This window comes from Shouchella xiaoxiensis (assembly GCF_016907895.1).
GTDB classification, from domain to species: Bacteria; Bacillota; Bacilli; order Bacillales; family Bacillaceae_D; genus Shouchella; species Shouchella xiaoxiensis.
The window spans coordinates 93,038-114,409 of the sequence record NZ_JAFBCV010000006.1 but is presented as its reverse complement, the minus strand read 5'-3'; the positions used below and the strand labels follow the sequence as shown (position 1 = coordinate 114,409).

The window sequence follows — 21,372 nt, the reverse complement described above, 5'->3', positions numbered from 1 at the left end:
CTTAAGGTGTACGCATTAACAAATATAAAAAGTATGGAGCACCGAGAATGGCGATAATGATGCCTACCGGTATTTCCGAAGGTGCAAGTAAGTTCCGACCAATCATATCTGCGACAAGTAAGAGCAACGCGCCAATTAAAGCAGCAGTTGGAATCATCACCTGATGCTTAGGACCGACTAAGCGACGTGCGATATGTGGTGCAACAAGGCCAAGAAAAGCAATGCCTCCCCCTACCGCAACCCCCGCAGCAGCGAGACTGACTGCAACAAGCAATAAGGTCCGTCTTTCTTTCTCAATCGGAACACCTAGTGAAACAGCTGACTGGGTGCCTATCTGCATCACATTTAATGTCCGAGCTTTATAGAAAGCAATTGGTATTAGAATTAGAACCCACGGTAGGATAGCCCATACATAGGACCAGGTCGTGCCCCAAATGCTTCCGGTTAACCAAATGGTTGCCTGCATAAAATCATTTGGTTCCATTCGCAACTGAATGACGATTAATAACGCACTAAACGCGGCGTTAATGCCGATGCCGACTAAGATTAAACGAACCGGCGTAATGCCTTTTTTCCAAGCAAACACGTAGATAAGGAAAGCAGCAAAGACGGCTCCAATCAGCGCAAAGAACGGCATGATAAATATTGATAAACTTCCAAGACCAACAAGTGACCCTTGAAAGAAATAAATAAAAATAACGACTGCGAGTCCAGCCCCCGTATTTATTCCCAGTATGCCTGGATCAGCGAGCTCATTTTGTGAAACACTCTGTAGAATTGCACCTGAAACTGCAAGTGCTGCTCCAATTAATAGAGCAATCACCATCCGCGGTAATCGGAATTCAAACAATACGAGCTGATGCTGATCAGTTCCATTTCCAACGATAGTCCGCAGTACATCGACGGTCCCAATCGGAATTGACCCTGTTTGCAAGCTGATAAAAAAGAGAACAATAATCGCTATGACAAGAGTCGGAATAACCCACTTCGGGTTTTGCAAGAAACGTTTCTTCACTTAAGCCCTCTCCCTTCTCGTCTAGCTAAATAAAGGAAGAACGGCACGCCGATTAACGCAGTCATCGCACCAACTGGCGTTTCAAATGGTGCATTCACTAGCCGAGAGGCAAGATCTGCCATTACGAGTAGCAGTGCCCCAAGCACGGCTGAACAAGGGATGATAAAGCGATAATCAACGCCAACCAATCCTCTCGTAATATGTGGGATAACAAGTCCAATAAAGCCAATTGCTCCCGCAACCGCAACGCCTGCTCCAGTAAGCAAGAGCACAACAATGACGCCAAGTACTTTTATAATAAAAATTCGTTGCCCGAGTCCTTTTGCAACATCTTCCCCCAAGCTCATTACGGTAACTGAACGGGATAAGAATAGAGCAAGCAGTAAACCAACAATCGCTACGGGAATCAGTAAGCGGATATTCGCCCAACTCATACCAGCTAAACCACCAGCGAACCAAAAGCTTATGTCTTGTGACACATTAAAATAGATGGCAATTCCTGATGATATGGCGCTTAAAAAAGCACCAACAGTAACGCCCGCTAACGCAAGTTTTGCAGGTGATAAGCCCCCTCGCGCGAGCGAACCAATCATAAATACAAAAGCAGCACCCGCTCCCGCTCCGATAAAAGCAGCAAACATTAGGCTTGTGCCTGAAACCGATGCGCTAAAAGCAAACATAATGGCAATCGCTAATGCTGCACCGTCCATAACGCCCATAATCGATGGTTCAGCAAGGGGATTTCTCGTCATTCCTTGCATAATTGCTCCTGATACCGCCAGAAAACTTCCAACAAGCGCTGCACCGAGAGCTCGCGGGATACGTATATCATGGATAATCTGGTGTTCGGTTACACTTGAATCAAATTGAAATATAGCTTGCCTAACTGTCTGAAGGTCAATTTGGGCTGCGCCATACAAAATCGACAGAACCAACGCTATTCCTAAGAGCAATAGCCCTCCAAACATGACGAGCACCGCGCTTAATGGTTTCGAGCGCGCTTTCGTTTTTTCTAAAGTTGTCTCTGTCGATTCTCTTCCCATACACCATTTACCCTTTTATCTACTTAGTAGTATTGATAATCATTATCATACATCATTTAGCGAAAACGGTAAATACAAACCCCGTAAAATCCCACTTATTACGTGCTTTTTACAAAAACAAAAAAACAGCAGTTGCTCCATGAGCACTACTGAGTCTTAATAAACTCTTTATAAAGGAAAAATCTTGCTACTTAAAACGAAAGAACGAAGCGATATACGAGGAATATAATACCTGCCCAGACCGGAAGACTAATTACAAGCGCCCATACGGTTCCAACAACGAGGTTCTCACCCATTTCATCCTGAAACTTCTCTTCCATCTTAATTGCCTCCTTTTATCCTTTCTATTGTTAGTCTATGAGATTAAAATTGAGTTAGCATTAAGCGCAGTTTAAGATTTTGTAAGGATTGACTTAACGTGAAGCAACGAAGAAAGGTACGATTCTATGAAACAAAGCCAATTTGATTTTACGCAAGGCTCTCTCACAAAAAAATTACTGCTCTTCTCTTGGCCAATTATCTTAACGAATTTACTGCAAGTTTCATTTCAATTAGTAGACAGTTTATGGATTGGTAATCTGCTTGGTGGAAATGCCTTAGGATCTGTAGCAATCGCGAGTACGATTTTGTTTACCATTCTTTCACTCGTACTCGGCTTAAACAATGCCGTGTTAACCATTCTCTCCCAGCAAAAAGGTAGAAACGATTCAGCTGGTTTAAAAGCTTATATTAATGCCTTTATTATCCTCTTTCTTTTATTAACTTTATTACTTAGTATGCTTGGAGCCTGGTTTGCACCTGCCATCCTCTCGCTTTTAAGTACGCCTTCTTCCATGATGGAAGGAGCATCAGCTTACTTGACCATTCATTTTTATGGTCTGCTATTCTTAGTTGGCTATAACTTTATTTCTACCGTTTTGCGCGCTTTAGGAGATAGCAAAACACCCTTAAAGATCGTCGGTCTCGCGGTTTGCTTAAACATCGTGCTTGACCCGATCTTCATTTCTGTATTTAATCTAGGTATTAATGGTGCCGCATATGCTACACTAATCTCACAAGGCTTGGCCTTTGCTTATGGTACCTATGTCGTCTATACAACTAAGTCTATTCCATTCATGCGTCCTTCTATACCTAAAAAGACGGAAGTTTCTCTGATTTTCCGCTTAGGAATCCCTTCTTCATTGCAGATGGTCGTGATTTCAGCAGCGATTGCGGCTATCATTGGTACGGTCGCTGCTTTTGGTGAAGACAGCGTTGCGGGATTTAGTGCAGCGCAGCGATTAGATAGTTTAATCATGCTTCCTGCAGCCGCATTAGGTACAGCCGTAAATAGCATGGCGGGTCAATTAATTGGAGCAGCCCAGCTCTACCGACTAAAAAAACTAGCGCGGTTAGCTGTTGTATACAACCTTGTCCTGATGTGTGCCATTGCTTTGGTTATCTTTATACTGGCAGAACCTGCCATCCGCTTATTTATCCAAGAGGAGGCAGCTGTTGACTTTGGAACAACGTATTTAAGAATCATCGCTCTCTGTTATCCGTTTCTAGGCATTAACTTTGTCTTAAATGGCATCGTTCGTGCTGCTGGCGCGATGTATCAAGTACTTGCTTTGAATATTCTTTCGCTCTGGGTACTCAGATATCCTTTAACAAACTTATTTTCTTCCACATTTGAGGAGATAGGGATTGCCATTGGTATGGGCACTAGTTTTGTCTTAAGTAGTTTATTTGCATATCTTTACTACCGCTTTGGTAAGTGGCGTCAAAAAAAGCTTTTTACATAATGAACATAAAAGGAGTTTAGAAATTATGTCTCAATCAAAAAAAGAACGTCCTTCATTTATCATGATGGTTTATATGTGGCTATTTGTTTTAGTTGCGGTAGTGAATATTGTAGGGATTGCTTCGCAAACTTTATATGAAAGTATTTTTCCATTCTTTCTTGTTTCACTTTTAAATATTGTTCTCGTTGCCCTACTCATTCTGCAAGCTTTACGGACAACCGATAATCGTGAACGCCGCTTATCTATCATTTATTTAATTGCAATGATTGTTGTCTCCGCCGTTACGTTTTTTCGCTACTTAGCTATGCAAGTGTAAAGACAAGCCAAAAGATGCCGCAATCGCATTCTTTTGGCTTTTTTTATTATCCAACGCAAAAAAGGTCAGTATGATATAGTTTAGGAAACGGTAGTAAAGGAGCTTACGTATGGTTAACATTTTTGAAGTAGGCGTTCGCGATGGTCTACAAAATGAAAAAACACTTCTTTCAACTGCACAAAAGGTGGAAATGCTTGAGCAATTGGTTTCTTCCGGGATCACCCAATTGGAAGCGGTTTCTTTTGTGCATCCTAAACTTGTTCCTGCCATGGCCGATGCAGAAGACGTCCTCTCACAATGGACCACTCGACCTAAAAACATTGCTGTAGCTGGTCTTGCATTAAACGAGCGCGGAATTGATCGCGCTCTTCAAACATCTATTACCCATCTGCATGTTTCGATGGCGGTTAGTGATGCGTTTAATGAAAAAAATTCAAAGCGCTCTGTGCAAGATGGTCTGGCTGACTTGTTGCCAAGTGTGGAGGAAGCCCGATCGCACCTGCCTGTTACCGCCATTTTAGCGACATCCTTTGGTTGTCCATTTAGTGGAACAGTCGCTCCAAAAAAAGTGTTGGATATGACTGAACAGTTTTTACTAGCAGGAGCGACAAAGATTGTCTTAGGCGATACAACAGGAATGGCCAATCCTTATCAAGTAAAAAAGCTTGTCGGGCAATTGTTTCACCAGTTCGGCAGTGATCTTGAGCTCGGACTTCATTTTCACAACACGCGTGGACTTGCACTTGCAAACGCTCTAGCAGGCTACGAAGCAGGCGTGCGCCATTTTGATGCCTCTTTAGGGGGCCTTGGTGGTTGTCCTTATGCACCTCTCGCTGTTGGAAATGTATGTACCGAAGATCTCGTCCATATGTTTCACGAGATAGACATTGATACGGGGATTGAATTGGATACACTCATTAAAGCAGCCCAAGCAGTAGAGCGCTGGTTTCCAAAATCGCTTCCTGGCATGGTTATGAAAGCAGGAAAAACGTCAGACCTAACAGCTATCTAACACAAAAAAGGATGTGAGCACTTGCTTCACATCCTTTTCATCCCATCAGCTGTTTTTTTGCATCTCGTTCAATCTTCTCTACGCAATCTTGGCACATTCTGCGTTCATTTGGGTTTTCCTTATACTGCTTATAAAGCTTAGTCCCTTCCTCAATTCTCACACGCTGTTTACATGTTAGACACTCTATTTCATAAAAGATCATCTGCCCTGCCTCCTCACTTATATATATGAAATATTCTGTTTTTATCAACTGATTCCTATGTTTAAAAGTGACAAAATCATGTCAAATAAAAACCCTAGAGCAATTGCTCTAAGGAAAGAAACTTGCTTATTCAAATTTCATCTGATAACTTGCTTGAAACGAGTCTCTTTCAGCAAGCGTTTGAATGCCTTTCTTTTCAATTAATACGCCGCTTGCATCAGCTAAATCAGCTATTCCGTACCAAGGTTCAATACATACAAATGGCGCCATTGTTCCTTCTTCCTTATTGTAAGGCGACCAAATGCCAACGAACGGAAAGTTTGGAAAGCTCACACTGATACGCTGACTGCTATCCTTCTTTGATTGCAGGATAATCTGTTCCACCCCTTCATAAATTAAAGCATCGTTCGCAAATAGCCCACTTTTCACATCAAGAGTTGGATTTATTTCCTGTAATTCTTTTTTAAGCACATAACCTTCGCTGATTTCGTATTGCTGTGTTTGGTCTGTCACATCAAGCAAAAGCTCGTAATCTTCTACTGCTTCTCCTTCTTGAAAAGGCAGGGCAAAGGCTGGATGAGCACCAATTGAAAAATGCATCGGCCGGTCGTTATCATTTACAACTTTCCACTCAACCTTAACTCGATCCTCTTCTAAACGATATGTAACAAAAACAGTAAATTCAAAGGGATATACAGAAGCAAACTGATCCGATGACTCGAAGTGTAGCGTAATTTCTTCTTGCTTTAATGTGTTCGTCACAAACGTTTGATCTCGTAAGAAACCGTGCTGAGGCAATTCATAGTCGAAGCCTTCATGGTGATACGTATTGTCTTTCAGTTTTCCGACAATCGGGAATAACGTTGGTGCTGTCCGGCTCCAATAAGCCGGGTCGCCACTCCACATCACATTCCGTTCCCTCTTCTTATGCCAGATCCGACGAATTTCCGCTCCTTTATTCGCAATTTCAACTAGTAAGTGTTCGTTCTCAATGATAATCACACGATTCACACCCTTTATGCCATTGTTTGTCTTCAGTATGAACGACGAGGAAAAAAATGCAAACAATAAAGGCAGGAATATAACGCTTCATTTCCGAATGTATTGGTGTAAGCGTTTGCCACTAGAGAAAAAGCAGATAGACAGGGGGAATGTAAGGAAGATGGAAACTGTACAACAACGACCGAAAAAGAAGATACCGATTAAGCGCATTCTTCTCATAACGATTGCCGCTATTTTAATCCTAGCGATTGGCGTAGGCATTTGGGCCTATCTACAAGTAAAAAAGCCCTTACCACAAACGTCTGGTGAACGAACAGTGCCCGGGTTAAATGCTGAAGTGGCCGTTTACCGTGACAACCAAGGTGTCCCTCATATTGAAGCAGAGACCGATCAAGATTTATATTTTGCGCAAGGATACGTCACTGCACAAGATCGTTTGTTTCAAATGGATTTAAGTCGCCGACAAGCTTCTGGGCAATTAGCTGAGGTTATTGGTTCTTCGATGCTGGATCAGGATAAATTCTTTCGGACATTTGGCTTACGCCGAGCCGCCGAGGCCTCTATTGATGCCTACGATGCTGAAACGTACTCGTATTTACAAGCTTACGCAGACGGTGTAAACGCCTTTATGAATCAAGCAATTGACGCTGGCGAACTCCCGCTCGAATTTCGTTTAGCAGGATACGAACCGACTCCGTGGGAACCGTTAGACTCATTGACCATTGGCAAATTTATGGCTTATGATCTCGGTGGCAACTGGCAAGGACAAGCTTTTCGCTATTGGGCCTCACAGCAATTAAGTGAAGAAGAGGCGCTTGAGCTCATGCCTGTGTATCCTGAAGAAGGACCAGTCATACTAGAGCTCGCCCAGTCAATTGAAGTTGACATCGAAGAAGCATTTGCGCAAACAAGCGAGTACTTGCCTCATCCTTTTTCAGGAAGCAACAACTGGGTATTATCAGGTGATCGAACCGCATCTGGTCAGCCCATGCTCGCCGATGACCCACATCTCGGATTAGCGACACCTAGTATATGGTATGAGACGCATCTTTCTTCACCATCTGTAAATGTAACAGGTGTCATATTTGCCGGAGTTCCAGGTATTATTCTTGGTTCAAACGAGTCCATTGCATGGGGTGTAGCAAACGTTGGGCCAGATGTTCAACAGCTCTATTTTGAACAACGTCATCCAGAAGATCCTCATCAGTTTTTATATGATGATGAATGGGTTGAAGCGGAGGTCATTACAGAAGAAATACTCGTTTCTGGTGAAGAACCTGTCATGCACGAAATTGTCATTACTGAAAATGGACCCTTATTATCTGATTATGCCGAGTTAGCCGAAGATGAAGAATACGCTTTATCGATGCGCTGGACAGCGCATGAGGCTACGACCGAACTCAAAGCGGTTATGGGTTTTAATCGCGCAACCAATTGGGAGTCTTTCGAGGAAGCCTTAAGACACTTTCAGGCTCCTGCTCAAAACTTTGTCTTCGCAAGCACCGATGGAACGATTGCCTATCGTGCAAATGGTCATATCCCGATTCGTCCAGAGGGGGATGATGCTCTTTTACCTGTTCCAGGCTGGGACTCTAGCTATGCATGGCAAGGTTATATCCCATGGGATGAATTACCGACCATTATCAATCCAGATTCCGGAATTATCTCTACGGCAAACAATCAAATTACGGACGATGATTATCCCTATCATCTAACACACTCTTGGGCTCAACCTTACCGACATCAGCGCATTGTTGACGTCCTTTATGCAAATGATGACCACACTGTTGAAGATATGCAGGCATTGCAAATGGATGCGGTCAATTTACAAGCAACTGAGTTTGTGCCGTTATTAACGAATGCCCTTACTAATTCTGAGCTAAACGATCTAGAAACAAATGCTCTTACGATGCTTAAAAATTGGAATCAGATCGATGGACGCGATGAATCCGGTCCGCTTCTGTTTCACTTATGGATGGACGGTTTAACAAGCCAGCTATTTGACGAGCACATTCCCGAGGAGCTATATGATTTATTTGAAGGAAGGGCAAACATTGTTGATGAAATGCTGCGAGATGCTGCTGAGGGCTCAACCGGTGCATGGATTGAGAAAGCCGGAGGACTGGAAGCCTTGACGACAAGCAGCTTTAAGGAAGCCGTCGCACGAGCAACGGAATTGCAAGGAGATGATCCAAATGAATGGGTCTGGGGCGAGTTCCACCAAGTACTGTTCAACCATCCTCTAGCTGCTATTAGTCCGCTTAACTATTTATTCAATGCAACTCCCCTCCCTGCTGACGGAAGCCGCATAACGGTCAAAGCAGCGAGTTACAATAGCGAAACGGGGATTGTGACGAACGGCGCTGGCTGGCGTGGTGTGATGGATTTAGCCAACTTAAATGAAACCTATCACCTTGTTGGACCTGGACAATCTGGCCACGTCACGAGTGACTCCTATCACTCCCAACGTGAAGCTTGGGTCGATGGTGATTATCACATCACCTCAATAGACCCCGCTACGTACCGCGAGAATAGCGATCAACTGAACTTAGTCCCCAATTAAAAAAGGCTGGTGCCGTGGCACCAGCCTTTTTTTATTGCTCAACAAACGTGAACGTTTCCACATCAAATAGCCCCTTAGATGTTAGTTTTAGAGCTGGAATGACCGGTAAAGCAAGAAACGCCAGCGTCAAGAAAGGATCAATTTTTTCAGTATAACCTAGCTTAACCAATGCTTGTTGTAACTGGTTTAACTGTCGTTTAACCGTTTCTACTGGTTCAATTGACATTAACCCGCCTACTTGCAGCGGCATGGAAGCGAGTACTTCATTTCCTGAGATGACAGCCATACCGCCACCGATTGACGTTACGTGATCAATCGCATGATAGAGACTCTCGTCATCTGCTCCACAAGCAATAATATTATGAGAGTCATGGGCTACTGTAGAAACAATTGCCCCTTTTTTAAAAGGGAGACCTTTGCAAATTCCGACGCCAATTGTTCCTCGATTTTTATGGCGCTCAGCTACAACCAACTTCAAATGACCTGAACCTGGCTTAAAGAGATTGTTATCGGAGTCAACTGGCTCGATTTGCTTTTTTGTTATAATGGACCCTAATTGAGCTTCAATAACATACGCTTCCTTCGCGTTTTTAAGCTTAAGGTTTAGTCTATCTGCCCCAAAAGGTTTGACGTTCATACTGTTTCGCAAAAATTCTGGAACCGGAACATGAGGGCGTAAAGGGTTGGTTAATACACCAGCTTCCGCCACTAGCTCACCTTTTACATAGACTTGTTCGACCTCAAAGGAATGTAGATCGGAGACAAGCAATAACGTCGCTTCTTTTCCAGGAGCAATGGCACCTTTTTCGGTTAAGCGAAAACACTCCGCTGCATTTAGCGTTCCAATCTGAATCGCTTGAAGCGGGTCCATCCCAAGCTGAATCGCCTTCCGCACATTAAAGTCGATACTTCCTTCTTCCATTAAATCATCTAAATGCTTATCATCTGTTGAAAAAGCAAACCGTCTGGCATTCGCCTCTGTGACAGCAGGTAGCAAAGCCTCGATGTCGCGAGCGGCGGTTCCTTCGCGCATTAACACGTAAAAACCACGCCTCACACGGTTTAGGGCCTCTTCTTTCGTGACTGCCTCATGGTCATTTTCAATTCCTGCGACACGATACGCATTTAATGCTTCAATTGATAAACCAGCCCCATGACCATCAACAACTCGGCCCATCTCTCTTGCCAGTTCAATCTTCTTGAGCATCTCTGGATCACCTGCTAGTACTGCTGGGTAGTCCATCACTTCCCCTAAGCCATATATACGTTCTGATTGAATGGAGTCTTTCATGTCAGCACTTGTAATTGTCGCTCCATTTTCCTCAAAAACAGCTGCAGGTACACTGGACGGCATCATCATCTTAATATCAAGGGGCAGATTTGCTGAAGCTTCCAGCATATAATGAACCGCTTCTCTCCCCGCGACATTGGCAATCTCATGGGGATCTGCAATAACAGTCGTTACACCTTTTGTTAAAACAACACTGGCAAAATCTTCAGGTCGTACCATCGCTGATTCAATATGTACATGACCATCTATTAAACCAGGACAAATATAGCTTCCGCCAACATCAATAACTTCCTTCGCATCTGTATATTCACCTATACCGACAATCTTGCCAGCAGTAATGGCTACATTTTCTTCAATAATTGAGTTTGTATAAACATCAACTATCTTTCCGTTAACCAATACTACATCGCAAGCTTCCACTTTGCTTGCACTCTTGAGCTTTTGCTTTAACCCTCTATCAAATTCGCCCATAGCTAGCCCCTTTTGTTTTTATCGTCTATTGTAGCGGAAAGTGGAGAGCGAATCCATCTTTTTAACAATATCTTAATTGCCAGATTTTCAAATTCAAACATTCGTCCAGAAAAAAAAGAAAAGGGAGCCGTGGCATCCCTTTTCTTTAAACATCTTGTGGCTCTTCTTGAGCTTCAATTCGATCAAGCGTCATCCGGTAGCCATCATTTCCATAATTTAAGCACCGTTTTACCCTTGATATTGTTGCTGTACTCGCCCCTGTTTCTGTCTCAATCTTATGGTACGTATAGCCATCACGAAGCATACGTGCCACTTCCAGCCGTTGAGCGAGTGATTGAATTTCATTAATCGTGCAAAGGTCATCAAAAAATTCATACGCCTCTTCTAAATTTTTGAGTGACAAGATCGAATGAAATAATTGATCTAGCTCTTTGCCTCGTAATTTATTAATTTGCACGTCATGTCACACCTTTCGAGTTGAGTGCCATCTCTACGATGCGGATATTTTTTAAAGTGGTAAAGCACCAAAGTAATTTCATTCTACCTCATTATCGCAGGAAATAAAATTCTTTTCTTCCGGACGTCATAGATTCCCCGCTGTGTCACTCGGATATAAGGCAAGTGTGTAGAAGAAAAAAATTGCAGGCTATACATTGGATCTTCATGATTGTAGCCACGCTCGCGCAATTTGGTTGCAAATGAAACTTCCTGCTCCATAATTTCTTCCATTGGGGCATCAGACATCATTCCCAGCAGCGGAAGCTGAATGCGATCAATTACTTCATCGTTTTCAACAAGAATTAATCCTCCACCTTGCTTCTTCAGTTCATTAAAAGCTTGAACCATTGCTTTAATTGATTTTCCAATAAGGATTACATCGCCTGTATAGGAGTATGAACTAGCCAGACCCATCACAGAAGAAGCAAAACCTTTTAATGTAGTTGTAATCAGCCATTTACCTTTTTTATCAATCATGGCAAAGAACGATTCGTCATGGTCAGTTGCCAATTCATTTGCCGCCGTTTCAAGCATTGTTTGATAGGGTTTTAAAATGACAGCATTCGTCATTTCAATTCCCATTGGCATTGAGAAGTGAAGATCGTCTTCATTCAAATCCCAATCAAAATGAATAGGGCCAATGCCATAGTCACTCCACTTGAAGTGCTGTTTTTGCTCAGCCGGTTTCCCATCTCGCATAACCCATTGTCCTTTAGCAAGAACGCTGACTGGTGTCGGCGCGTCTTTTGCAGACAAGAAATTGAGATGCGCAATTCGTCCAGGCGCAATCATCCCTAGTTTATGATCAACATTGTAATAGCGCGCAACATAGTACGTAGCCATTCCATAGGCATCAACAGGGTCTAACCCTGCATCTAAGGCAATTTGAATACACTGATTCATCACGCCCTCTTTATAAAAAGAAGGGGGCGAGCCATCTGTTGTCATTAAACAACGTCCGAAATAATCAACGCCAAGCTCCTTGAGTTCTTCAAAAAGGCGTGGCAAGTCTGGTCGAATGGACGAATGTCTTAACGATACCGTATAACCAACGTCAAGGCGGCGCACGACCTCTTCTCCTGTAATTGCTTCATGGTCACACGTTACACCAAGTAAAGCCATTTGCGACAAGGTTTTTTCTGAAGCACCTGGTAAATGCCCTTCAATTGGCTTGCGTAGTCGCGTTGTTTCCTGCATCCAGTGTAGCGTTGTATCATCACCTTGAAGCACCTTCGGCCATGAGGTCAATTCTCCGCCTTGAACGACTAGGTGGTGCTCAAGCCATGATTTAATCTTCGAATTTGAGAACATCTCGTCTTTCAATAATTCCGTTTGTGAATCGTACCTTGTCCACCAATACATCGTTGTAGGCAATTCTTCTAATTTCTCAATTAAAGAAAGCGCTTTCTTTTTTTCTAAGTTCAAAAAATAAACAAGGTTATCATTGATCAACGTTGTCGTTCCGCGCTCTGATGCATACTTTGCTAGACTGTGGGGATTATATAATTGAAACGGATGTGCATGGTGTTCAATGTAGCCCGGGACAATATATTGATTGGAGCAGTCCACCACCTCAGCATCACCCAGTACTTCTGGCATGTCGTTTCCTACGTAGACGATTTGATCATCTGCAATCCATATGTTTGCCTGAATCCATTTTCGTCTTGCATGGTTTAAATACGTTGCTTGTTGCAGAACAATCGTTGGTGGTCGTTCTCCCTTAACTACGCTTAAATGTTCTCTCAACCTTTGTTTCGTCCATCGGTGAATTCGTTCCGTCGTCACGTTCATCACTCATTTCATCTGTCTATCGTTTTTCCATCTTACCATAAAACTGGCATTGACTTTGGTAGAATTGTGACATTTTATCACATCTTTTTTAGGAGGTTTATCATGCGATCTAATCTAAGTTCGAAAAACGCCCTTTTTCGCCTTGCATTCGGAATAGCTTTGCTATTGTTTGGCTTATCTAAAACAAACAAGAACTCCTTGTTGTATCTATGCTTCATTTTAGTTGGTTCCTTAAAAACCGCAGAAGGACTGCTTCGCTATTGTCCTTTAAAAGACTATCAAATGAAGCACCACGTTCATACACACCAGCAACCTGATGATGTCATTAACCCTTCTTAGCGTTACTTTATCAAAGGATTCAGTTTAATTCAAACAAAATCACTCGGAAAAATAAAAATATTCCTCAAGAACGTTTGGGCTTGAAGCCTCTTTAAAAACTTATTAAATCGGTTAACAATTTGTACATTGTAAACAGTAACAAGAAAGCACCGCTTAAAAGCAGAAATGGGTTTAAAAAAATTGCATGAATGGAAGTCATAAAAACGGTTCCTTCTACTACTACTTCATATATAGCAAAAGAAATGATGCTTGCTGTCATTAAAAAAGATAAAGTTGCAATAAAGCTAAACAGCTTTTCGATTATGAGAGACTTTCGTGCGATTAAAAGCATGCAAATAGGTATGACAACAAAGAACGCACTTGCAAGAATCATTGATACACCCCCAACAGTATAGTTAGAGGTATCGTGCCACTTTTAGCGATAACTATTCACCTTATTAAAATAGAAATGAGGCTGGGATATAACGAAAAGTAATAATTGAAAAGACGAATAATCGAAACGACGCTGAGTAGCACCGCTCCAGGAGATTTCTTCGCTTTCCGGGGGCACGGCCTCAGCCTCCTTCGTGGAAAACCGCCACTTCAGGGTTTTCAGACACGTGCTGGTCCCCCAGATGTCTTCGAATTCTCCTTCCGCTCATTTTAGTATAAATTAAACGACGAACGTTCCTATTTTCAGGAATGTTCGTCGTTTTCGTCTGTCTATCTACTTTTGTCCCAGCCTCATCTCAGCGAAGTTATTCAGCTTTTAAATCTTCAATAGAAGTAATATCCATGTATTCTGGAACAACAAGACCGATACGCGGCGCACCTTCAAGATTTGCCCCAAGATCATCTACCGCACCCTCATCAAAGAATTCTTCGTGTGTAATTGGCAACCAAGCCGCAACGCTCGCATCTTGGTCTCCAGACTCAAGCGAAGCCCACATTGGACCATTTTCTACGGTTGTAAGGCTAACATCATATCCGATTTGCTCAAGAGCAAGTGCTAGTACGTTGGAAGATGCCACTTCCGAATCCCAGTTAACAAGAACTAATGAGAACTCTTCGCCGTCAACTGTATTGACACCGTCAATCCAGCCATCTACTGTTTCTTGGTTCGCATCAACCCAGTTTTGCGCTGCTTCTTCTGGATCGGTTCCCTCATATACTTCAAGCATGACTTCACCCATATCATCTTCTGTCCAGAAAAAGTTATCAATAACTTCATAGCCTTCTGGCTTTTCATCTTGCAAACCTAAACGAGCAATTGTATGAATTTCCTCTGTCCCGCCAAACACTTCTTCTGGATCGTCAAGATACTTTAGGTCAAATGCTGCAAACTTCCAGTGGGGATTCCATCCTGTTACGACAATAGGCTCATGGTTTTGAATGGCTTGATTAAGTTGCTCAGCCATTGAAGAGGTACTCGTTGTCTGTAATGTAAGGTTATCAATCTCGTAGGCTTCTAGCGCTCTCTCTGCTCCTTGTGATACACCAGCTCCCGGATCAATACCACTAATAACAGACAAATCGTTCAAGATATCTTCTTTCGAAAGCATGCCTTCATCAGCAGATCCAGTTGGATTGTCCCCATTTGATCCACCATTATCATCACTTCCACATGCCACAAGGGCAACAGATAAAGCTAACCCCGTTGTTGTTAGTCCAATATGTTTCCAATTCATACTCAAATTCCTCCTTATTTTTTGCATTTCTATGTGAAGAGCCTTCTTAACTCTTGCCACTTATCTAAGCACTCTTTGGTTTATTAATACTTTGTGTTAAACGATCCAATATGATCGCAAGAATAACAATGACAATCCCTGATTCAAACCCGTTGCCGACATTGTTTTGTCCAACTGCTGAATAAACGATTTGCCCAACTCCAGTTGCACCAATCATCGCGGCAATAACGACCATTGATAATGCAAGCATTGTACTCTGATTGACACCAGCCATAATCGTACCTTTTGCCATTGGCAACTGGACCTTAAACAATTTCTGAGTACCAGTTGAACCAAATGCATCTGACGCCTCAATTAATTCAGTTGAGACTTGGCGAATTCCTAAGTTTGTCATGCGAACAGTCGGAGGCATTGCAAAAATGACCGATGCAATGACACCTGGCATCATCCCTACACCGAAGAATGTTACAGCAGGAATTAAGTAAACAAAGGCTGGCATCGTCTGCATAAAGTCGAGTACCGGCTTGAATACCGCATCGACTTTTCCGCTTTTCGCCATCCATATTCCAAGAGGGACACCGAGCACAACAGAAATAATACCTGTAGCTAAAACAATTGATAATGTATCAAGTATTGCTGACCAATAGCCAAGACTGTCAATAAAAACCAATCCAAGTACAACAAATGCCAGCAAGCCCCATTTACGACGATTTAATAAAAAGGTCGCGATACCAATAATAAGAATAAATAACCAGCTCGGCGGCGCAGAAATGACCCAGTACACGCCATCTAGCAAACTATTAACTAAAAAAGCAATTGCATCAAAAAACCATCTCGCGTTCTGCTGTAACCATTCAACTACAGCTTCAGCCCATTCACCTATTTCCAGACGGGGTAGAAAATCCATCAAAATCAACCTCACTTCCTGATAAAGCACCAAGAACTGCGCTTCTTACAATAATTCCTTGTAGCTTATTATCCGAACGAACAACTAATGGGACGGTACTAACCGCTAGCTGATCCATTAATTCATTTAACGGCGTGTTTTTGTCAACCACTGGCACGTCGGTAATAATAATCGAATCAAGCCGATCAATATTGGATTTAATAAGTTCAGATACATCAGTCGCATGAACAATACCAACTAATTCTTTATTTCGCTTTGTTACATATATACTGGAAATTCCCGCTTCTCTCATGCGTTGCATCGCAACACGAGGACCATCTTTTTCAAGATTAACGGATTCAGGACGAATCATAACGCTTTCCGCTGTGAAGACTTTTGACCGGTCAACATCTTCAACAAAACGTTCGACATAATCGTTTTCTGGTTGAGTTAAAATCTGTTCCGGTGTTCCAATCTGCACAATAGAGCCATCTTTCATAATCATAATGCGGTCACCGATTCTCAGCGCCTCATCCAAGTCATGCGTTATAAAGATAATCGTTTTCTTCATCTTCTCTTGTAAATCGAGAAGCTCATCTTGCATATCTTTACGAATAAGTGGATCAAGCGCTGAAAAAGCTTCATCCATTAACAACACATCAGGAGCATTTGCTAGCGCTCGAGCTAAACCAACTCGTTGCTGCATTCCTCCGGACAGTTGATCTGGATAGCTGTCTTCGTATCCTTTTAAGCCAACAAGTTCAAGTGACGTTTGCGCTGTTTCACGTCGTTTGTTTTTTTCAATGCCTTGTATCTCAAGGCCATATTCAACGTTCTGCAAAATCGTCCGATTCGGAAACAAGCCAAACTTTTGAAACACCATGCTCATTTTTTTCCGGCGAACATTCCTTAAATCCTTCGCATTCATTTTTGCTAAGTCTTCGCCATCAACAAAAACACTGCCCGTTGTCGGTTCGATTAAGCGATTTAACAAACGGACCATTGTTGATTTTCCACTACCTGAAAGACCCATAATTACGAAGATTTCGCCATCTTCAACTGTAAAGTCAGCCTGGTCGACACCAACCGTTAGTCCTGTTTCCTTTAGAATTTCCGTTTTTTTCTTCCCTTTTGCCAGCATGTCCAGAGCTCGTTTTGGTTTTTTCCCGAAAACTTTGGTCAAGCCCTCAACCTTAATTTTTGACAAGTTTTTCACCTCTTTACATATTGCCTGCTTCTTTATGACTATGTAACTATATCGCATAACTAAATTAATAATCAAACAGTGTATATCGTCCCATCCGTCTGTATTAATCGTACAGTTTAAACTGAACAGATTTTAAATTGTCTATACTTACATATCCTCCTGTTTCCTATGGCATGCTCTCTATCATTAACCTGTAAACCTTTTCTTCAATTTGTTACACTCTAGGTATCAGCTTACTGGAGGAATCTTATGGAGACTGAAAAAGAGATGTCATCTGAGAAATATAAATTACAGAGGATTAGAGAGCAATTTATCCACGAACTATCAACAAATCTTCATTTATATGGAATGAATGAATCAACTGGTCGGCTTTATGGATCACTCTTATTTAATGATCAAGCTATGACATTAGATGATATGAGTATGCAGCTTGGTATGAGTAAAACGAGCATGAGTACAAGCATTAGACAACTAACCGAAGCCAACATGGCAAGGAAAGTATGGCAAAAGGGTGTACGCAAAGATTTATATACGTCTGAAAATGACTGGTACGAATCATTTGTTGCGATCTTTACAAAGCAATGGCGTCAAGCGGTTGAAAGCAACAGAAAAGCCAGTATTGAGCTTGAGCAACAGCTAACAGAATTAAGGCGAGAATCACCAGAACTTCTTGAAGAAATTGAAATTGACTTAAAGAAAGTAGATCATGCAAATGGTTATTACGACTGGATCGAAAGCTTTGTTGAACACCTTGAGAGTGGCAAGATTTTTGAGTATCTTCCAAAAAAATAAAATAAAGAGCTACTAAGGAATAACGATCCGCTTAGTAGCTCGTTTTGTAGGAGAGGCGTGTGCGTTCTTGATACCAATTCAACCAACGTCTAAGCATTTGACAACTTGGGTCGCTTCTTATGTCCCCGAGACCGACTTTTTCTTTATCAATCAAGATGATTTAAAATCCTTTAAAACCATGTTAACTACTGTCTTAACTATACCAAGCCAAGAATTCTTTCAACATCCATCTTACAGCTCCGTAGAATATGCTAGTAGTTTTGAATATTGGCAGATCAAAAAAGAAGCTGACCTGATTCTGGTTGCTCCTCCTGCTTGGTTCAATCACCTTCCATCTACGCAACAAAAAAAGCTTTTACAGCTTCAAGTAGCTTACAATAGAGGATTAATTATCCCGTTACCTTATTTTCATCAGCATCCACTCCCTAATGAAGCCATTGTCGCGAACCAAGTCGTTCTTACAGCTTCACTTTGGGCGCAGCTTCCACAGGATCTGAAAGAACAAGTACTCGCTCAATATGCACAGGATTGGGATAGTTGGTCTGCTTCTAGCGTTACTGAGCTTGTTCCAACGCACTTAAGAACATTTGCAAATACCTTCCCCGCTAAAAGCGGGGCGAACTGCTTGGCAGCTGTACTCTTTGCCCTTTCTAAAGAAGAATGGCTCATCCATGAGTGGGTCCATACAGATACATTTAAGTCGTACCTTCATAATAATCAATTTTGTATACATAATGGAAACGTTAAAAGCGGTGATGTATTAGTCTACTTAGACGATCAAGATAAGATTCAACACGCCACCTACTGCATCACTGAAAATCTATTCTTTAATAAGAATGGGCAAACATTGTTTCACCCATGGAAACTTGTTACTAAATCAGACCTTACTAACAACTGGGGCAAGATGAATAGGACTCTTTATCGCAAACAAATGTAAAAAAAGCGATAGCGGCTTGTAGCTATTGAAATAACCAAAGTGGCTGGGACAAAAGTAGATAGACAGACCAAAATGACGAACATTCCTGGAAATTGGAACGTTCGTCATTTATTTCATACTAAAATGAGCGGCTGGAGAACACGAAGACTCTGGAGTGGCGGTTTTCCACAGAGGAGGCTGGGCCGCGCCCCCGGAAAGCGAAAAATTCTCCTGAGGCGGTGGTGCTACTCAGCACATTCTAGATTATTCCTCTTTTCAAATACTACTTTTAGTTATGTCCCAGACACCTCTTGAGAAGAAATATCCTATTTCGTTTTAAGCTGATTTCCGCTCCATCAGCTGAATACCGATTCCTGTTAATACAAGTCCCATAAACAGCAGAATTGCTCCAGGTAGGAAAAACTCTTCCAGCGACCAGTTATTAAACGTTGCGCCCATCATCATTTCTAATCCATACCTAATTGGACTGGCATAGGAGAGGGCGAGCAGCCATTCTGATTGGACAACTTGAAGCGGCCAGAATGCTCCCCCAAGCATCGCAAATGCTGACGCAGAGAGGGGGATAATAGCGTTTAGCTGTTGAGATGCTCTTACGATTCCGCTGAGAAAAACGCCAAATGCCATAATAGCAAATAAATACGGAATGATAACGATAAAGAGCTTCCCAAAACCTCCATAAAAATCATAATCAAATATCGCAACAAACAAAGCTAGAACAATTGCTATTTGTACATATGCCAGTGCGAATGAAACAATCAAATGTCCTGAGTAAAGCTTTGTTTTAGAAGTCGGCGATAAAATTAACCGATTCCAAACACGACTTTCTTTTAATTCAAGAATGGTCATAATCGTAAAGCCCATCGTGAAGAAAGAAAAATAGAGCGTAAAGCCAAACAAAGATTGCAAGCTTTGATCAAAGCTTCCGCCCACTCCTACAAATTGTTCTTCGTAAGCAAAAGCTTCGTATTGACCTGCTTCATTTCCTACAATAGTTGCAAGCATACTATGTGTGTAATAGTGATCAATGACAGGTTGAACTAGATAGAGGAAGGGTGCATCTTCAAATGCCAGGTGTATAATGTACGTTTCTTCCTCAAGTTCAACTAGACCTTCAACCTCTTGCGTGCTGAGCATTCGTTGCGCCTCTGTTGGCGAGGTTGCCATAAAGTTAAAATCATCGGATTCGTTTAATGCAGCAAGACGGGTTTCTACTTCTTCATTAGTCAATTCGTTTGAAAACACATGCACATTCTGCCCACTGGTATTTGCTCCGCCAATTGTAATGGAAAATACGATTGTCATGATCAACATCAGTACAAGCGTAAACGGATTGCGCATGATCTCTTTCGCATATTGATAAAAGACAGCTGTCATTTTACAGCACCGCCTTTGCTAATAAAGATCGTCCACGCCAGCAGGAAAAAAACGAGCGCCATTCCGCTTAGTAACAGGATTGATGAAGACAGCGTTGAAAGCGTCTCACCTTGACTCGCTTGAATAAATGCTTGCAATGCTCGCCCGTTAGGTGTGTATCGGCCGATCTCTGCAAGAATGGGCGCCATATCCGAAACGCGGAAGAAGCTTCCTCCTATAAATGCAAAAATAGAGACAACAAACATCATAAAAACATTAGCTAGTTTTTCCGTTTCAAAGCGGAACTGAATGGCAATCAATAAAGCAGTCACGCCAGCAACAGCTAGGCTTAAAGACAATGCTATCGCGATAAATCCAAGCCAATTAGCTACACTTACTTGAAAAAGCGTTAAGCAGATACTGAATAGTAAAACCAACTGCACAACGACAACGCCCATTGTCGCAATCGTTTTAACCGCTAAATACTGTAGTGGCTTAATGTTCGCAAGCACTAGCCTTGCATACACCCTTGCTTTCTTTTCACTATAAGCTAGACTTGCCATATAGCCTGCTGAAAAGAAGACATACATGACGCTCATTCCATAGGTATAATATTCAAACGATGACAGCGGTTCTTCCCCTTGCAATTGTATCTGACCAAGCTCGGGCATTGATTCTTCTCCAGCTTGAATAAGCGTTGAGTTTACGTAAAGACGTTCCATGAACTGGCTAATCATTGTATCAACCATTAGTGCTTCCATACTGCCTTCATGGTACATCGTAAATTCTTCCGTTAAACTGGACTCACCTACTATTTGCTGCTCCCACATCTTGGTACGATAACCAGCAGGAATATCAACAACAACGTCGTACCCATCTTGCAACGCTTGATCTACGTCGTTTACATAATCAATCGTCATCTCATTCTCTACATATGCAAACAGCGAATCAGGAATGGCCATTTCAATAAGCTGTTCCTGCGGGATTTGCAATGTATCTGCTACCTCAGATGCTTCGTCAGCAAGGTCCACTTCTTGAATAATGCCGATTGATATACCTTCCGTGGACGTATTCGACCCAAACCACCCAGCTAATGAGAATCCCAGAATAAGAATTAATAGTAGTGGCGTAAGCAAAATGGTAAACAAAGCTATCCGATCAGTCAGCATTTGCTTAATCTCTTTAATAATTAAATAATTCATC

Annotated in this window: 21 protein-coding genes; 7 read left to right on the top strand and 14 right to left on the bottom strand. The window is 42.1% G+C overall.

The genetic code is table 11. The features are described from left to right. Nucleotide 1 precedes the first annotated feature (1 nt). The 3 genes from JOC54_RS11090 to JOC54_RS23190 all read right to left on the bottom strand — a co-directional run bounded on the left by JOC54_RS11090 (nucleotide 2) and on the right by JOC54_RS23190 (nucleotide 2,378). Entirely contained in the window at nucleotides 2-1,015 is a 1,014-nt protein-coding gene (locus JOC54_RS11090; RefSeq protein WP_367617793.1) for a FecCD family ABC transporter permease, read from the bottom strand. Next, the gene (locus JOC54_RS11085; RefSeq protein WP_235194583.1) at nucleotides 1,012-1,983 is read right to left on the bottom strand and encodes a FecCD family ABC transporter permease; all 972 of its coding nucleotides are present in this window, start codon (nucleotides 1,981-1,983) and stop codon (nucleotides 1,012-1,014) included. Before JOC54_RS11085 ends, JOC54_RS11090 begins: the two co-directional genes overlap by 4 nt. A 266-nt stretch (nucleotides 1,984-2,249) precedes the next feature. Then, nucleotides 2,250-2,378, bottom strand: coding sequence for a hypothetical protein (locus tag JOC54_RS23190; protein ID WP_275582701.1), 129 nt, complete (start codon nucleotides 2,376-2,378; stop codon nucleotides 2,250-2,252). 126 nt (nucleotides 2,379-2,504) lie between these two features. Here JOC54_RS23190 and JOC54_RS11080 point away from each other — a divergent pair, with 126 nt between their 5' ends. The 3 genes from JOC54_RS11080 (at nucleotide 2,505) to JOC54_RS11070 (ending at nucleotide 5,170) form a co-directional block, all read left to right on the top strand. Next, nucleotides 2,505-3,842, top strand: a complete 1,338-nt coding sequence (locus JOC54_RS11080; protein WP_204466364.1) for an MATE family efflux transporter — start codon at nucleotides 2,505-2,507, stop codon at nucleotides 3,840-3,842. 25 nt (nucleotides 3,843-3,867) lie between these two features. Further along, complete coding sequence (locus tag JOC54_RS11075; protein ID WP_204466363.1) at nucleotides 3,868-4,158, top strand: hypothetical protein; 291 nt, start codon at nucleotides 3,868-3,870, stop codon at nucleotides 4,156-4,158. 109 nt (nucleotides 4,159-4,267) lie between these two features. After that, complete coding sequence (locus JOC54_RS11070) at nucleotides 4,268-5,170, top strand: hydroxymethylglutaryl-CoA lyase (protein WP_204466362.1); 903 nt, start codon at nucleotides 4,268-4,270, stop codon at nucleotides 5,168-5,170. Between the two features lie 37 nt (nucleotides 5,171-5,207). Here JOC54_RS11070 and JOC54_RS23375 read toward each other — a convergent pair whose 3' ends face one another. Next, the gene (locus JOC54_RS23375) at nucleotides 5,208-5,372 is read right to left on the bottom strand and encodes a DUF2197 domain-containing protein (RefSeq protein ID WP_148297971.1); all 165 of its coding nucleotides are present in this window, start codon (nucleotides 5,370-5,372) and stop codon (nucleotides 5,208-5,210) included. Between the two features lie 126 nt (nucleotides 5,373-5,498). Continuing rightward, complete coding sequence (locus JOC54_RS11060; protein WP_204466361.1) at nucleotides 5,499-6,374, bottom strand: aldose 1-epimerase family protein; 876 nt, start codon at nucleotides 6,372-6,374, stop codon at nucleotides 5,499-5,501. A gap of 160 nt (nucleotides 6,375-6,534) precedes the next feature. Here JOC54_RS11060 and JOC54_RS11055 point away from each other — a divergent pair, with 160 nt between their 5' ends. Beyond that, the gene (locus JOC54_RS11055; protein ID WP_204466360.1) at nucleotides 6,535-8,937 is read left to right on the top strand and encodes a penicillin acylase family protein; all 2,403 of its coding nucleotides are present in this window, start codon (nucleotides 6,535-6,537) and stop codon (nucleotides 8,935-8,937) included. Nucleotides 8,938-8,968: 31 nt separating this feature from the next. Here the strand turns inward: JOC54_RS11055 and ade are convergent, their stop codons facing one another. The 3 genes from ade to JOC54_RS11040 form a co-directional block, all read right to left on the bottom strand. Continuing rightward, nucleotides 8,969-10,699: an adenine deaminase gene (gene ade / locus JOC54_RS11050; protein WP_204466359.1), complete on the bottom strand. Its 1,731-nt coding sequence runs from the start codon at nucleotides 10,697-10,699 to the stop codon at nucleotides 8,969-8,971. 145 nt (nucleotides 10,700-10,844) lie between these two features. Further along, nucleotides 10,845-11,156 carry a YerC/YecD family TrpR-related protein gene (locus JOC54_RS11045; protein WP_204466358.1) on the bottom strand — a complete coding sequence of 104 codons (312 nt, stop codon included), beginning with the start codon at nucleotides 11,154-11,156 and terminating at the stop codon, nucleotides 10,845-10,847. A gap of 83 nt (nucleotides 11,157-11,239) precedes the next feature. Continuing rightward, on the bottom strand, nucleotides 11,240-12,988 hold the full coding sequence (locus JOC54_RS11040; protein WP_204466357.1) for an adenine deaminase C-terminal domain-containing protein: 1,749 nt from the start codon (nucleotides 12,986-12,988) through the stop codon (nucleotides 11,240-11,242). Nucleotides 12,989-13,090: 102 nt separating this feature from the next. Here JOC54_RS11040 and JOC54_RS11035 point away from each other — a divergent pair, with 102 nt between their 5' ends. Next, nucleotides 13,091-13,327 carry a YgaP family membrane protein gene (locus JOC54_RS11035; protein ID WP_035419943.1) on the top strand — a complete coding sequence of 79 codons (237 nt, stop codon included), beginning with the start codon at nucleotides 13,091-13,093 and terminating at the stop codon, nucleotides 13,325-13,327. Between the two features lie 91 nt (nucleotides 13,328-13,418). On the opposite strand, the gene JOC54_RS11030 is transcribed toward JOC54_RS11035, so the two are convergent. The 4 genes from JOC54_RS11030 to JOC54_RS11015 all read right to left on the bottom strand — a co-directional run bounded on the left by JOC54_RS11030 (nucleotide 13,419) and on the right by JOC54_RS11015 (nucleotide 17,087). Then, nucleotides 13,419-13,700 (bottom strand): transposase, encoded by a 282-nt coding sequence (locus JOC54_RS11030; protein ID WP_204466356.1) that lies wholly within the window; start codon nucleotides 13,698-13,700, stop codon nucleotides 13,419-13,421. Nucleotides 13,701-14,064: 364 nt separating this feature from the next. After that, on the bottom strand, nucleotides 14,065-14,994 hold the full coding sequence (locus JOC54_RS11025; RefSeq protein ID WP_204466355.1) for a glycine betaine ABC transporter substrate-binding protein: 930 nt from the start codon (nucleotides 14,992-14,994) through the stop codon (nucleotides 14,065-14,067). 64 nt (nucleotides 14,995-15,058) lie between these two features. Further along, the gene (locus JOC54_RS11020; RefSeq protein ID WP_204466354.1) at nucleotides 15,059-15,901 is read right to left on the bottom strand and encodes an ABC transporter permease; all 843 of its coding nucleotides are present in this window, start codon (nucleotides 15,899-15,901) and stop codon (nucleotides 15,059-15,061) included. Beyond that, nucleotides 15,870-17,087, bottom strand: a complete 1,218-nt coding sequence (locus JOC54_RS11015; protein WP_239586684.1) for a quaternary amine ABC transporter ATP-binding protein — start codon at nucleotides 17,085-17,087, stop codon at nucleotides 15,870-15,872. Before JOC54_RS11015 ends, JOC54_RS11020 begins: the two co-directional genes overlap by 32 nt. Nucleotides 17,088-17,336: 249 nt before the next feature. Between JOC54_RS11015 and JOC54_RS11010 the strand changes: the two genes are divergently transcribed. Continuing rightward, nucleotides 17,337-17,879, top strand: a complete 543-nt coding sequence (locus tag JOC54_RS11010) for a GbsR/MarR family transcriptional regulator (protein ID WP_204466353.1) — start codon at nucleotides 17,337-17,339, stop codon at nucleotides 17,877-17,879. Between the two features lie 67 nt (nucleotides 17,880-17,946). Then, nucleotides 17,947-18,816, top strand: coding sequence for a hypothetical protein (locus JOC54_RS11005; RefSeq protein WP_204466352.1), 870 nt, complete (start codon nucleotides 17,947-17,949; stop codon nucleotides 18,814-18,816). Nucleotides 18,817-19,131: 315 nt separating this feature from the next. Here JOC54_RS11005 and JOC54_RS11000 read toward each other — a convergent pair whose 3' ends face one another. Both JOC54_RS11000 and JOC54_RS10995 read right to left on the bottom strand, forming a co-directional pair. Next, nucleotides 19,132-20,190 carry an ABC transporter permease gene (locus tag JOC54_RS11000; RefSeq protein WP_204466351.1) on the bottom strand — a complete coding sequence of 353 codons (1,059 nt, stop codon included), beginning with the start codon at nucleotides 20,188-20,190 and terminating at the stop codon, nucleotides 19,132-19,134. Then, on the bottom strand, nucleotides 20,187-21,371 hold the full coding sequence (locus tag JOC54_RS10995) for an ABC transporter permease (RefSeq protein WP_204466350.1): 1,185 nt from the start codon (nucleotides 21,369-21,371) through the stop codon (nucleotides 20,187-20,189). Before JOC54_RS10995 ends, JOC54_RS11000 begins: the two co-directional genes overlap by 4 nt. Nucleotide 21,372 lies beyond the last annotated feature (1 nt).

Excerpts from the sequence above, each read along its gene's own strand:
- JOC54_RS11070 (WP_204466362.1), top strand. The coding sequence starts at position 4,268 with ATGGTTAACATTTTTGAAGTAGGCGTTCGCGATGGTCTACAAAATGAA.
- JOC54_RS10995 (WP_204466350.1), bottom strand. The coding sequence starts at position 21,371 with ATGAATTATTTAATTATTAAAGAGATTAAGCAAATGCTGACTGATCGG.
- ade (WP_204466359.1), bottom strand. The coding sequence starts at position 10,699 with ATGGGCGAATTTGATAGAGGGTTAAAGCAAAAGCTCAAGAGTGCAAGC.
- JOC54_RS11085 (WP_235194583.1), bottom strand. The coding sequence starts at position 1,983 with ATGTTTGGAGGGCTATTGCTCTTAGGAATAGCGTTGGTTCTGTCGATT.
- JOC54_RS11020 (WP_204466354.1), bottom strand. The coding sequence starts at position 15,901 with ATGGATTTTCTACCCCGTCTGGAAATAGGTGAATGGGCTGAAGCTGTA.
- JOC54_RS11000 (WP_204466351.1), bottom strand. The coding sequence starts at position 20,190 with ATGACAGCTGTCTTTTATCAATATGCGAAAGAGATCATGCGCAATCCG.
- JOC54_RS11010 (WP_204466353.1), top strand. The coding sequence starts at position 17,337 with ATGGAGACTGAAAAAGAGATGTCATCTGAGAAATATAAATTACAGAGG.
- JOC54_RS11040 (WP_204466357.1), bottom strand. The coding sequence starts at position 12,988 with ATGAACGTGACGACGGAACGAATTCACCGATGGACGAAACAAAGGTTG.
- JOC54_RS11025 (WP_204466355.1), bottom strand. The coding sequence starts at position 14,994 with ATGAATTGGAAACATATTGGACTAACAACAACGGGGTTAGCTTTATCT.
- JOC54_RS11075 (WP_204466363.1), top strand. The coding sequence starts at position 3,868 with ATGTCTCAATCAAAAAAAGAACGTCCTTCATTTATCATGATGGTTTAT.
- JOC54_RS23375 (WP_148297971.1), bottom strand. The coding sequence starts at position 5,372 with ATGATCTTTTATGAAATAGAGTGTCTAACATGTAAACAGCGTGTGAGA.
- JOC54_RS23190 (WP_275582701.1), bottom strand. The coding sequence starts at position 2,378 with ATGGAAGAGAAGTTTCAGGATGAAATGGGTGAGAACCTCGTTGTTGGA.
- JOC54_RS11055 (WP_204466360.1), top strand. The coding sequence starts at position 6,535 with ATGGAAACTGTACAACAACGACCGAAAAAGAAGATACCGATTAAGCGC.
- JOC54_RS11035 (WP_035419943.1), top strand. The coding sequence starts at position 13,091 with ATGCGATCTAATCTAAGTTCGAAAAACGCCCTTTTTCGCCTTGCATTC.
- JOC54_RS11030 (WP_204466356.1), bottom strand. The coding sequence starts at position 13,700 with ATGATTCTTGCAAGTGCGTTCTTTGTTGTCATACCTATTTGCATGCTT.
- JOC54_RS11080 (WP_204466364.1), top strand. The coding sequence starts at position 2,505 with ATGAAACAAAGCCAATTTGATTTTACGCAAGGCTCTCTCACAAAAAAA.